The organism is Aliamphritea spongicola (assembly GCF_017051665.1).
Classification (GTDB): Bacteria; Pseudomonadota; Gammaproteobacteria; order Pseudomonadales; family Balneatricaceae; genus Amphritea; species Amphritea spongicola.
The window spans coordinates 51,541-64,452 of the sequence record NZ_JAFIDL010000002.1; the positions used below are offsets into that span (position 1 = coordinate 51,541).

Annotated in this window: 13 protein-coding genes; 2 read left to right on the forward strand and 11 right to left on the reverse strand. The window is 51.8% G+C overall.

Features of this window, described 5'->3' with window-relative positions; all coding sequences use genetic code 11:
* Positions 1–22 precede the first annotated feature (22 nt).
* Both JYB63_RS06865 and JYB63_RS06870 read right to left on the reverse strand, forming a co-directional pair.
* Positions 23–1,513: an FMN-binding glutamate synthase family protein gene (locus JYB63_RS06865; protein ID WP_205657106.1), complete on the reverse strand. Its 1,491-nt coding sequence runs from the start codon at positions 1,511–1,513 to the stop codon at positions 23–25.
* Between the two features lie 169 nt (positions 1,514–1,682).
* Positions 1,683–2,237 carry a MarR family winged helix-turn-helix transcriptional regulator gene (locus JYB63_RS06870; RefSeq protein WP_205657107.1) on the reverse strand — a complete coding sequence of 185 codons (555 nt, stop codon included), beginning with the start codon at positions 2,235–2,237 and terminating at the stop codon, positions 1,683–1,685.
* Between the two features lie 183 nt (positions 2,238–2,420).
* Here JYB63_RS06870 and JYB63_RS06875 point away from each other — a divergent pair, with 183 nt between their 5' ends.
* A complete protein-coding gene (locus JYB63_RS06875) occupies positions 2,421–2,801 on the forward strand; it encodes a hypothetical protein (protein ID WP_205657108.1) in 381 nt (126 codons plus the stop codon).
* Between the two features lie 73 nt (positions 2,802–2,874).
* Here JYB63_RS06875 and JYB63_RS06880 read toward each other — a convergent pair whose 3' ends face one another.
* From JYB63_RS06880 to JYB63_RS06905, 6 genes are all read right to left on the reverse strand, one after another.
* Positions 2,875–4,056, reverse strand: a complete 1,182-nt coding sequence (locus tag JYB63_RS06880; protein WP_205657109.1) for a M24 family metallopeptidase — start codon at positions 4,054–4,056, stop codon at positions 2,875–2,877.
* 27 nt (positions 4,057–4,083) lie between these two features.
* Entirely contained in the window at positions 4,084–5,430 is a 1,347-nt protein-coding gene (locus tag JYB63_RS06885; RefSeq protein ID WP_205657110.1) for a TRAP transporter large permease, read from the reverse strand.
* Positions 5,431–5,482: 52 nt separating this feature from the next.
* On the reverse strand, positions 5,483–5,998 hold the full coding sequence (locus tag JYB63_RS06890) for a TRAP transporter small permease (protein WP_205657111.1): 516 nt from the start codon (positions 5,996–5,998) through the stop codon (positions 5,483–5,485).
* Positions 5,999–6,100: 102 nt separating this feature from the next.
* The gene (locus JYB63_RS06895; protein WP_205657112.1) at positions 6,101–7,135 is read right to left on the reverse strand and encodes a TRAP transporter substrate-binding protein; all 1,035 of its coding nucleotides are present in this window, start codon (positions 7,133–7,135) and stop codon (positions 6,101–6,103) included.
* Between the two features lie 54 nt (positions 7,136–7,189).
* The gene (locus JYB63_RS06900) at positions 7,190–8,350 is read right to left on the reverse strand and encodes a M20 aminoacylase family protein (protein WP_205657113.1); all 1,161 of its coding nucleotides are present in this window, start codon (positions 8,348–8,350) and stop codon (positions 7,190–7,192) included.
* 40 nt (positions 8,351–8,390) lie between these two features.
* Positions 8,391–9,152 (reverse strand): maleate cis-trans isomerase family protein, encoded by a 762-nt coding sequence (locus JYB63_RS06905; protein ID WP_205657114.1) that lies wholly within the window; start codon positions 9,150–9,152, stop codon positions 8,391–8,393.
* Positions 9,153–9,396: 244 nt separating this feature from the next.
* On the opposite strand from JYB63_RS06905, the gene JYB63_RS06910 reads away from it, so the two are divergent.
* A complete protein-coding gene (locus JYB63_RS06910; protein WP_205657115.1) occupies positions 9,397–9,885 on the forward strand; it encodes an Lrp/AsnC family transcriptional regulator in 489 nt (162 codons plus the stop codon).
* Between the two features lie 60 nt (positions 9,886–9,945).
* On the opposite strand, the gene JYB63_RS06915 is transcribed toward JYB63_RS06910, so the two are convergent.
* The 3 genes from JYB63_RS06915 to JYB63_RS06925 form a co-directional block, all read right to left on the reverse strand.
* Positions 9,946–10,215 (reverse strand): hypothetical protein, encoded by a 270-nt coding sequence (locus JYB63_RS06915; RefSeq protein ID WP_205657116.1) that lies wholly within the window; start codon positions 10,213–10,215, stop codon positions 9,946–9,948.
* A 263-nt stretch (positions 10,216–10,478) separates the two neighbouring features.
* The gene (locus tag JYB63_RS06920) at positions 10,479–11,669 is read right to left on the reverse strand and encodes a diaminopropionate ammonia-lyase (protein ID WP_205657117.1); all 1,191 of its coding nucleotides are present in this window, start codon (positions 11,667–11,669) and stop codon (positions 10,479–10,481) included.
* A 320-nt stretch (positions 11,670–11,989) separates the two neighbouring features.
* Positions 11,990–12,868 (reverse strand): AraC family transcriptional regulator, encoded by an 879-nt coding sequence (locus JYB63_RS06925; protein ID WP_205657118.1) that lies wholly within the window; start codon positions 12,866–12,868, stop codon positions 11,990–11,992.
* Positions 12,869–12,912 lie beyond the last annotated feature (44 nt).

Consider the following 12,912-nt stretch of genomic DNA (forward strand, 5'->3'; position numbering starts at 1 on the left):
TTCTCCCTGTTAACGGCCCGGTTCAGTGTTCAGGGTAAAGAATATTCAGCGGTACTGAACGGCCCCCTTCTAACACCACAGCAGCATGTTCCCGCTTTAATTCCCGGGGTTCCGAAACCCCGCAGGAATGGGCGATCATGGCTACCTGATGGACCAGGTTGTCATGGTAATTGCGTACCCGTACCGCTTTATCTGTCGGTACCAGCCCGCGTTGCAGATCTTTATTATGGGTGGTAATCCCAGTTGGGCAACTGTTCTTGTTACACTGCAGCGCCTGAATACAGCCCAGCGCGAACATAAAGCCCCGGGCGCCGACCACAAAATCCGCCCCCAGACACAGTGCCGCGCCCACATCCGTCGGGTTAATACATTTACCGGACGCCACGATTCTGATCCGCTCCCGCAAGCCATGCATGACCAGCTTATTCACCAACAACGGCAGACTTTCTTTTAACGGCAGGCCAACGCTGTCCATCAGGGGCATCGGTGCTGCACCGGTGCCGCCGTCACTACTGTCAATGGTAATGAAGTCCGGTGCCTGCTCGATGCCTCTGGCGATTACCGCTTCACAGAACTCATCCAGCCAGGTGGTCGAACCCAACACCAGCTTGAAGCCTACCGGCTTGCCGGTTACATCCCGGATGTGATTGACCATATCCAGCAAGTCATCAATGGAAGCAATGTCCGGATGGCGGTTCGGACTGATAGACGGCTCCCCTTCAGGAATCCCCCGAATCGCTGCAATTTCAGCGCTGACCTTTTCACCTGGCAACATACCGCCCTTACCGGGCTTTGCTCCCTGGCTGAGCTTAATCTCAAACATCCGCACCTGTTCGATCGCCGCTTTCTCACGGAGCTTTTCATCACTCAACCGGCCTTCCAGATCCCGCACACCGTACTTAGCGGTGCCGATCTGGCAGACAATGTCGCAGCCACCTTCCAGATGGTAAGGTGAAATCCCACCTTCACCGGTATTCATCCAGCAACCGGCTTCCCGGGCACCGTTTGCCAGCGCCAGTACCGCCGGTTTGGACAGCGCCCCGAAGCTCATACCGGAGATATTAAAAAAGGATTTAGCGTCATAAGGTGTCGCACAGTGCGGACCGATCCGTAACGGCCGGGTTGTTACCGCATCTTCTGTCAGGGTGGGGAAAGGGCAATTCAGGAAATAATAGGTGCCGGGAATCCGCAAATCACGGGTGGAACCAAAGGCGATGGTATCTTCAACATTCTTTGCAGCCCGGTACACCCAGCTGCGCTGCGCCCGGTTAAAGGGCATTTCTTCCCGGTCCTGCGCAAAGAAATACTGACGGAAAAACTCTCCCAAGTGCTCGAACACATAGCGGAAACGGCCAAACAGAGGATAGTTGCGGCGAATGGTCTGGGTCGTCTGATGTTTATCTATCTGATAAATCACCACACAGGCAAGCAGACCTGCCACGAAAATAAACAACAGGATACCACCCAGAATTGCGACAAAGTTGATCGCAAAGCTACTTATCGGATCAAGCATAATGAGTCCTCACCTTATTATTTTTCTAAACCGGCGTTTTATTTTTACCCCACATAAGAGATGCGTCACAAGGGTTATCAGCCACTTATGCCTCCCATGCTGTGTAAATCATTCTCTCCTCTCTTCCGGAAACCAGGCTGAAAATGTCTCCTGAAACACGTCAGTCTTTTCAAGATTCCTGATGGTAAACACAGATCTGCTGCAGTTCGGCACTGTTCAGCGCTTCATTAGTCAGACCGCAATAATGCCCTCCGTTATTCGTGCATAAATGCCGGCAGCTGTGGCAAGCGCCGAATACCTTATAGTCGTTGGCCTGCTGAAGCTGGCGCAACAACACATCCAGCGCCTGACGCACTTGCTCATTCTGCGCGTCATCCAACAAGCCCTGCCCGGCCTGCCAGAGGCCCGTTTGCCGGGCGGCCGCCTGCACGCCGGTTTCGGTCAGCTGTAAATGGCTTTTACGCTTATCAACCGGATCAGGCTGCTTGATCAGATAGCCTTTCTTAACCAGCAACGCCACAGACGTGGATACCGTGCCCTTGGTCTGGCCAAGGAACTCCGTCAGCACCAGCAGTGAATCGCTGTAGCGGTTACACCGCTCCAGATAATAAAGAATTTGCAGATGAATCTGCTGTAAACCCAGCTCTGACGCGAGCTTACGCTGCTCCCCGCGATGAATATTAAACAATGCTTCCAGATAATCGGTAATGTCGTGATGAATCATAAAATACATGCTCCGGCACGCCTGAACGCCCGTCTGATACCCCTTTGAACAACTGAAAACATGGTAATGGCATTGCTTTTGACGGGCAACGAAAATAGTTCTTTATCGAAACATTATTGACAGGCATGGATAATTCTCAATATTATAGTTTCGATTCGAAACTTAATTGATAGGAATTTTGCCATGAAACTACAATTCATCACTCCCACCCTGCACGGTGTTCTCGACTATGCCGCCGCCATTGTGCTGATTCTGGCGCCCAGATTGCTGAACCTGCAGGAAGACTCGGTACTGGTTTACTGGTTTTCAACGATCGCTGGCGCAGGACTGATCCTGTACAGCCTGTTCACGGACTACGCCCTCAGCTTCAAAGGGCTCATTTCCTACCGGGGACACCTGATACTGGACTCAGCCGCCAGCGCCAGCTTTATACTGCTGGCGCTTATCCATGAAGGCACGACCCTGAGTATGCTGTATTGCCTGGTGATGGGAGCAGGAGTAATTGGGGTTATTGCACTGTCCGGCCCGGAAGAAGCAACACCGGCAGAGGTATCAGCGGAATAAGCGGAGCATTCTTCAGAGTAAAAGCAGACACAAAAAAGCCCTGATAAACAGGGCTTTTTCATCGGTAGCGATATTAACGGTCAATCACCGGCAGGGTTGGCCAGGCCCGTTTATGTAACATCTCGCAGCCATTCGCCGTAATCAGAATGTTCTCTTCATGCACCATCATTTTACCCGGAGCAAACGTCATACCCGGCTCAAGCGTGAGGATCATGCCTTCTTTCAGCACCACATCGCCGCCCTCAACATTAGAAGGCCACTCAGTCAGCTGCATGCCAAGGCCGTGCCCCATACGGCCCACATCGTTACCCAGCGCACCGGCCCCTTCCAGCACATTCCACATGGCCTGCCAGACATCACCGGTGGTCCGGCCCGGGGCAGCTGTCCGCAGCCCTGCTTCGGTTGACTCATACACCGCTTCATACGCCATGTGCGTTGCCTGATCCACCTGACCGAAAGCAAAGTTACGGTCATAATCGCTGAAATAACCATCGAAGTTGGCGCCGGTATCGATGATCAGCACATCGCCCCGCTCCAGAACACGGTCGGTCGGCCCCATGATGATATTGTCGTAGCCACCCTGCCCGGACGCTGATATCAGATACGGACAGGCATCCGTACCCAGCCGCAGCATTTCAATGTGCATGGCTTTACAGGCTTCACGCTCCGTCATACCCGCTTTCAGGTTGGCATACAGGTAATCAAAACCAGCAGCAGTTACTTCACAGGCAAAGCGGGTTTTAGCAATCTCAGCGGCAGATTTAACACTGCGAACTTCCCGTATCAGCGTCGCCACATCCACCATTTCATGCTGGCTGAGCATATCCTGCAACATTTGGAAGTTGGCTGCCGGCATCCGCAGATGGGTTTCCGGGCCCAGCATGGCACCAATTTTCATATGCCGTTTGGACACATCTTTCAGGGCACCGGCTAACTGGCTGATACCGTCATCTTCCGGCCGGGGTGCCGGCCAGCTGCGGACATCTTCCACCCAGGTATCGTCAAACCCGGCGACGCCGATTTCCGGTACCACGGCAATGGGCAAACCTTCGGCCGGTACGACTAAAAACCATGGCCGGGTCGGACTTTCCCAGAACTGGGATTTAAACCCACTGAAATAACGAAACTCAGGTTCAGTGGACAGGAATACCGCATCAATGCCCTGCGCATTCATTAACGCTTGCAGCTTAGCGGTACGGTTTTCAAACTCACTGCGCTCAAACCCGCGGGGCGGAGCAATTAACGTGTTGGTCATAAAGGTCTTCTCTCAATACCTGCCGAATCAGTCGCCAAATGCCAGGTCACGCAGTAACAGGGCAATTTCCGGGAAGAAAATCAGCAATGCAGACATCAAAAACAAAATCAGAATAAAGGGCAAGGTGCCACGGATTACTTCCAGATACGGCTTATTAAAAATAGCAATTGCCGTAAAAATGTCGCAGCCAAACGGCGGCGTCGCTGAGCCGATGGCCATTTGCAGGGTAATCATCACACCGACTAAAACCGGGTCCAGGCCAACATCACCGATAATCGGCACGAAGATCGGCGTCAGGATCACCAGCACCACCAGTGAATCCACAAACATACAGCCCACAAAGAACGCCAGCGCGATAACAAAGAGCACATATTCTTTGGACGCGTCTTCCAGATTCAGCGGTGCCAGCAGCTCCTGAGGGATCTGTTCAAATGAAATATACCAGGAGAATGCCTGCCCCATACCCACCAGAATGAATACCACTGCAGTAATCAGACCGGTGCTCAGCGCCGCATCAATCACATCTCTGTGGTCCAGTTCACGGTAGATGACACATTCCACGATGATCGCATACAGCACTGAGAAGGACGCCGCTTCTGTCGGCGTCACCGCTCCGGAATAGATACCACCGACAATCAGCGCCGGGAAACCCAGTGGCAACAAGGCTTTTTTAATCGACTGAAGCTTTTCACTCCAGCTGGTTTTCTCCACCAGGGCAATGCTGTCCGCGTGATAGACGCTGTATACATAGCAGTAAGCAGAAAACAGCAGCGCCAGTACGATTCCCGGACCGATACCGGCAATGAACAGCTCACCCACACTGGTGTTGGCCAGCGTACCGTAAAGAATCAGGCCAATACTCGGGGGAATCAGAAAGGCAATATCACTGGCGTTGATGATCAGCGCCATCACAAAGCTGTCTTTGTAACCGGCCTGCAGCAGCTTCGGCCGCATAATCTGTCCGACGGAAACCACCGTCGCCTGGGTTGAGCCGGATACCGATCCAAACAACGTACAGCTGATACAGGTAGTGATCGGCAATCCGCCACGGCGGTGCCCTACAAAAGCTTCAATCAGCCCCAGCAGGTTATGGGCGGTATGGCCCCGGGTCATAATGTCCGCCGCCAGAATAAACATCGGCACGGCAATCAGGGCATTCGGTGAAATACCGGTCACCATTTGCTGGATGATTACACCGGTATCAATGCCGGAGAAATGCACCAGCCCGATCAGTGCACCTACCGCCAGCGGTACCACCATCGGAAAACTCAGAAATAACAGGATTACCATGGCCGAAACCAGCGCAAAGGTCACCACATAGATGTCCAGCTCACCGGCTATCACATCAGAAAAAAACTCAAACAACCCACTCATATCATTCACCTGGCCTGTAGATACAACGCTTAAATTCAAAAAACCGCAGTGATCAGTTATCCATCACTTCATGCGACAGATAGATCTCTTCATGGGTCAGGTTCATAAAAAAGGCGATCAGATACTGGATACCCGCAATGCTCAGGCCCAGCGGGATAACCGCGTAAATGATGTATACCGGGAATTGCAGTGCCGGGCTTAAACGGTTGATATCCTTGAGTTCCTGCACATAAAACACCGCTTTATAGGCCAGGTAGAACATCAGGGCTGCCGTCGCCACTGAAATCACAATAATCAGTGCTTTCTTCGCCTTAAAGCCCAGCGAATCATACAGGGCGGTCATACGGATATTGCGGCCTTTGCGCACCGCATAGGCAAAGCCGATAAAGGTGATGGCCACAATCAGAAACTGGTTAAGCTCTTCAGAAAAGAACAGGCTCTTACCAAAAAAATATCGACCGATAGCATTGGAGACAGAGTTCACCATCATCAGCAAAATGGCTCCGCTGACAACCCACTTCTCTATCGATTCAGTCAGAACACTGACGTTATGAAATATCTTTTTCATAAGAACATACCCCTGGAACGGTGCGGCGCTCCCTGCCTCTGCACATCTTTAAACGCATCCCGCCGGCATAACATCTACACCGGCGGGCAAGAGAGTCACTGATTAAGAAGCGTCTTTCACTTCCTGAATCAGGTTTTGCAGAATCTTCTTCGCACCTTCGCGGGCAGAAGCCTTATCTGCATCGTCATAGGCGTTTTCTACAACGTCATAGTAAGTTTCGTGCAGAGACGTGCTCAGTTCCTTGAAGCGGCTACGCTCTTCAGGGGTCAGGGTCACAACCTTGATATCAGGACGTTCCGCCATGATCTTGTCCATGTTTTCCTGGTTGATCTTCAGCTGGTATTCGTGGGCAGCCTGTTCAGCAGCGGCAATGGCTTTACGTACCATTTCCTGCTTCTCAGCAGACAAACCGTTGAACCATTCGCTGTTAGTGGAAACCGTGCCGACGTATGGCTGCTGGCCCGGGAACATCAGGTAATCCTGAACTTCATGCCACTTAGCGTTGTAGATGAAGTAAATCGGGTTAACCATGCCGTCAACGGTTTTCAGCTGCAGTGAACCGTATACTTCACCCCAGGACAGCGGGGTCGGTGTGGCGCCGAAAGTCTTGTAGGTTTCTACCGGAATGGTTGAAGTGAAAGTACGGATCTTCTGGCCGGCAAAATCTTCCGGGCTGCGGATTGCTTTGTTAGCACCCCATACCATCTCACCTTCAGAAATCATGGTTAACAGCTTCAGGTTTACGTTTTCAAAACGATCTGCCAGATCGTTATAGATGGTCTTGCTGCCAGTCAGTACCTTACGTACAACGTCAGTGTCGGTACCCATTACGTACGGTACGCTGATCGCCTGTACTTCAGGTACGTAAGAGCCCAGGTGACCGGTACCCACAGATACAAACTGCACAGTCCCCTTGGCAGTCAGCTCAACGATATCGTTTTCGGTGCCCAGCTGGCCGTAGTAATAAATCTTAACGCGGATGTCGCCGTCAGATTCTTTCTTGATGGTGTCAGCAAAGGTTTGCGCGAAAATATCCTGAACGTCTTTTTTGTCTTCTTCAGACGCAAACTTCCAGGTTTCTGCACTGACACCAAAGCTGATGCCCAGCGCTAACAGAGCCGTTAACAATTTTTTCATGCTTATATCCTCAAATTTTATTCTTAGAGTTAAGGTAAGGTTGAGAAGAAAGAGTTATTTCAGACGGTCTTTCACCAGCTGGATCCAGTACTGTGCTCCGTCCCCGAGAATACGGTCGTTAAAATCGTATTCCGGGTTATGCAGAGCACAGCCGCCCACTGAGTCCACGCCATTGCCCATCAGCGCGTAACAGCCGGGTTTCACCCGAAGCATGCTGGAAAAATCTTCTGAAATAGTCAGGGGTAAACAGTCCGTCTCAACATTTTCAGCGCCCAGCACCGTGCGGGCAGCCTGAATGGCAAACTGAGTGTGTTCAGGGCTGTTTACAGTGGGATAAAAAGTATTGATCAGTTCGAATTTGTAGCTGGCACCTGCCGCCTGGCAGATACCGGCGACGATACGCTCCATGCTCTGCTCAATACGCTTAAGGGTATCTTCGGTAAAACAGCGGCAATCACCTTTGATCACCACCTGTGAAGGAATCACGTTCACCGTACCGTTGGTGACAAACTCCGTTGCAGACACCACCGCGGTTTCTTCAATGGCACTGAGGTTACGGGAAACGATGGTCTGTAAACCCAGAATCACCTGCGAACCCACCACGATCGGGTCAACACCGCGGTGTGGCATCGCCGCATGGCCACCCACACCGTCAATCACAATCTCAAAGCTGCTTTCACTGGCCATCAGGGAACCCGGACGGACCGTAAAGGTGCCTTCCGCCAAGCCCGGCATGTTGTGCAGGCCATACACTTCATCAATCTGGAAACGCTCAAACAGTCCGTCATCAATCATGGCCTGAGCGCCACGGCCATGCTCTTCATCCGGCTGGAAAATAAAATGGACAGTACCGTTAAAATCCCGGTGTTCCGCCAGATAACAGGCAGCCCCCAGCAGCATGGCGGAGTGACCATCGTGACCGCAGGCGTGCATCTGTCCGTCATGCCGGGAACGGTGTTCAAACTGGTTCTCTTCATGAATGAACAGCGCATCCATATCCGCCCGTAAACCGATGCTGTTTGCACCATCACCGCATTTCAGAACACCAACAATGCCCTGCTGACCAATATTACGGGTCACTTCAATGCCAAACTCTGTCAGCCTCTCAGCAATAAAGTCGGCAGTTAACGGCAGATCAAAGCCGCACTCCGGAAAACGGTGCAGGTGCTGACGCCATTCGGTCATCCGGCTTATCAGGTTCTGATCTAAAGACATCTTACAAACTCCAAAAACAGTCACGCTTTTCAGCAAATTTTTATTTCAGATGGGCGTTCATTAAACGGCCAAATCCCGCGACAGGCGCACTGTGTCCGGCCAGCTTCAGGCTGTGCCAGGCCAGTGCCTGATTACTGCTGACCACCGGAATATCCAGCGCCTGCTCAACCTGATCCAGCACCAGCGAAGCCCGCAGCGCGGTGCAGGAAATGAACATCAGATCCGCAGCAGGGTCGCAGTTTTCAATCGCCGCCTCAGCAATATCCTGCGGGGTGATGTAGGTCATCGCGGTGTCATCTTCAAAACCGAAACCGGCAATGTTCAGCACTTCAATTCCCTGAGATTCAAAAAAGGCAGCCACCTCGGCGTTTACCGCTTCGGTATAGGGGGTAAGGATGGAAATACGTTTGGCCGAGAAACATTCAAACGCTGCCAGCGCAGCGGTAACCGGATTCGTCACCGGCACCCCCGGGCGGGTTTCATGTACCAGCCGGGTAATTTCATCGACACCGATGGCAACCGTGCCGGAAGTGCAGGCATAGATGATGGCATCCAGATCGGTTCCCGGCAGAATCTGATCGGCCGCCGCGCTGATGCCCGGGGCCATAGTACGTAAGTTTTCGATGGTCAGTGGATTAACATTGCGGACCCGGGTAGTGAAGAACCCCACATCCTGCGGATACATACGTTGCAAGTCCGCTTCGATATTGAAATCAGTCGCCAGTGAAATCACGCCGATACGTCCGGTCGGATAAAGGATTTCCAATGGCTGTCGCGGGCTGACCCGGGTTGATTTAAGCATCTTGTTACCACAGCTTCGGATCAGGCAGTTTTGCCTTTTCCGGGTTATTTTTATTGTTCAGGCTATAACTCCATATTACGGGGCGCGGCTGCATAAATTCCTGTAATAGCCGTGCTGCAATGAAGCTTCACCGCAAAATCTGCAAAATATTGCTGAAATTCACCACTTTGCTTAATCCGTCATTTTCGCTTCTTTCCCCAAGTCTGTATCCTTAGGGAGAACGTACAGTCAGTGGAAACACGATATGACCAAATCAGCGCCCACCAGCAACATCGACAGCTTCGACCGTAAAATTCTGGAGATCATTCAGGTCTCGAACCGCACCACCTCAGATCAGATTGCCGAACAGGTAGGCCTCTCTCCCGCCGCCGTTCAGCGCCGCATGAAACGGATGCGCGAGCAAAACATCATTAAGGCGGACATCGCCGTGATTAACCCGAAAGCCGTGGGCCGCGGGGTTACATTACTGGTACAGGTGACACTGGAACGGGAACGGGCCGACCTGCTGGACGCCTTTAAAAAAGAAATGAAAGTGAACCCAGCGGTACAACAGTGCTACTACGTCACCGGCAGTGCCGACTTCATTCTGGTGATTACTGCGGTGGACATGGAAGATTACGAAGCCTTTACCCGGGAAGTATTCTTCGACAACCACAACATCCGTAACTTCCACACCAATGTGGTGATGGACTCAGTCAAAACCGGCCTGTCGGTGCCTATGTTCGAAGAATAAAAACCTGAAGAATAAGGAGAGAAGGATAGCCTTTAGCGCTTCAGCTAAGGGCTGACTAGTTCATTCAAAAATTCTATCGTAATTACCCAAAAGAAAATCCCACCCTTCTTTCATCTTTTCAGTAACCTCACCCGCTACCGAAGGATATTGATAAAGAGCACAAAAATTATAGTGCCTTACCTGCGAAGCCTGCACCATCATTACTACGAAGTTCCAGATTTTCCCTTCCGTGCTGCCGAGCATTGCAGTCATTGAATGATCAGTGTTGCAAACTGTCTGAAGGAGCAAAGCGACTGAGTTTTTGCGACACCATTCAATGATGAAACGCACAGGGAATCCGGCAAAGCCGGACAAACGGGGGGCCGCGTTTAGATTTTTAAGACCTTTGCGCGGTTCCAAAGGTCTTGAATCGCGTAAGCGAAAAAGATCATCTCAGCCTGAGATTAAAAATAACAGTTAAGAAAAACACCAATCCATCAAAATACTTAAACCATCAGCAAAGCAGCAGATTAGAAAAAGAAAGTATCCTGCCAACAAAAAAGCCCCACGAACCTAATCGCAGGGCTTCAAAAAGCAAAAGTAAAACTTAAAAATTAGCCAACCAACTGCTGATACAGCTCAGGATCAGTTGCCCCTTCGGTACCGATCACCAACACCTTACTCTGTGCATCCAGCCCCAGTGCCGCAGCCATTTCCGGCTGCTGACGGGCAATCACCGCCGTTGCCAGACCCGGTACCGCAGACTCACCCGCTTCAATCGCCGGATCAGTTTCGTACCCCTTCGCCAGCAAACGCATGGTTTCAGCAACGGCTTCTTCACTCAGGGTCATGAAATCATCGGCACCGTTAGACAGAATTTCCCAGCCCAGCGCAGATACTTCACCACAGGCCAGACCTGCCATCAGCGTATCCAGATCACCGTCAACCACCACCGGCTCACCGGCTTTGGCACTCAGCTGCAGGCAGTTCGCCTGCTCCGGCTCCACAATGATGAAACGCGGACGGCGCTCACCCCACAGATCCCAGAAATAACCGGCAACGGCTGATGCCAGACCACCGACACCGCCCTGTACGAAAACATGGGTCGGGATATCGCCGTTCAGTTGCTCAACAATTTCAGACAACATGACGGTATAACCCAGCGCCACATCCTTAGGAATCTCCATGTAACCTTCGTAGCTGGTGTCAGACACAATGATCCGGCCATTCGCTTTGGCATCACTGTCGGCCTGGCGAACGGACTCATCATAGTTACCGGTAATACGGATCACTTCAGCACCGAAGGCTTCCATCGCCTGTTTACGACCTTCTGAAACATCCCGGTGAATATAAATAATGCAGCGGCAACCGAACATCTGAGAGCCCCAGGCAACCGAACGGCCGTGGTTCCCGTCGGTAGCACAGCTGACAACAATTTCAGCCAGCTCATCTTTCAGGTGACCACCCAGCAGATCGCTGATCGTCGGACGCTTACCCAAGCGGTCTTCCAGTACATTCTGCAGCTGACGGGCGACCGCATACGCGCCGCCCAGCGCTTTAAAACTCTTCAGGCCAAAACGCTGAGACTCATCTTTATACCAGACAGACTCAACACCGATTGCCGCCGCCATTGCGTTTAAAGCATGCAGAGGGGTTTCCGCGTAAGCAGGCCAGGTTTTAATGTCAGCGCTTGCCTCATCCGCACGGGCAACGCTGATAACATCACGCTGCGCAGCCGAATAAACATTTTCGCGGCTCGCTGCCGGGTTAGAGAAATGGCTCAGGGTACCGTTGAGTTGTAACATAATCGTCGCTGCCTTTTCGGTGCAGTCACCTGACTAAAAAGTAAAACTCATTACTTTCAAGAGGTTACTGCTGATCTTATTGTTTACCGGCTGTACCGGGTGACACATTCACCCGCACATCAGATCCTCGCTCTGTAAACAACCGGTACGGGAAATTGATTATGAAAATTCTACGGGACTGCCGTGCGGGTATTCCTACCATTCAACAGCCAAAGAGAAGAAATTCAGCGCAATACAGAAAATAGTGAGGTGAAACCTCATCAACTGGGAAAGGCCACCGACACGCTCAGCGTACCGGTGACTCATGGAGAAGTAGTTTTTTACGCGGGTGCTAAGGGCACATAAATATCGGTTAACAGCTCCGCCGGCGCAACTTCTCTGGGATTATTCAGATACTCTTCAAAGCAGGGCTGGTCGGCTGGTAAACGGCCGGACTGGGGCAGCCAGACACCGTACAGCCACTGATACGCGCTGGCCAGATCAGCATACGGACCTTTATGGCGCAGCACCGCATACTCACCTCCCATCAGTGTTTGCCGGGAAAAACCCTCCGGCAATTCCACATCTGCCAGACAACTCATGCAGGCCATTGAACGTAAATCCGCTTCCGCGACACTGGCGGGATCATCATAGTAGATGGCCAGCATCCGAACCGGCATGCGGTCAGCATGCTGCATAAAAAACCAGCCAAACAGCTTCTCAAAAGCATTCCCGATATTCATATACGACCCGCGATGATTCAGGCCGGTCACCACCAGCGGTTCCTGGTGAGTAATTTTTACATCGTGCATATTCATTGCATCGGACTCCATTGCGATACCTGCCGCCGCCTGTACAGCGGCAACAAAAGCCGTATGGCTGCCTTCCTGCCGATAACGGGCCGGAGGCATGCCATACATCTCGCTGAAGGCACGGTTGAATGAAGCTAAACCAGCATAACCGGACCCGGCGGCAATTTTCTCCAAACTGCGTGCCGTATTCACCAGCTCACCGGCTGCACGGTGCAACCGTAAACGTTTAACCGTTACAGCCAGGGTTTCACCATAGACACTCTGATACAGCCGGTGCCAGTGGTAAGGCGATACGCAGGCAACATCCGCCAGCTGATACAAATCCAGTGGCTCATCCAGATGGGCGTAGATGTAATCAAATACTCTGGCAAAACGTTGCTGGTAAAGTGCATTGCGGCACGGTTTCATGAATATAACTCCCCCGTTTTTGAGACCACAGGATATGGCCTGTA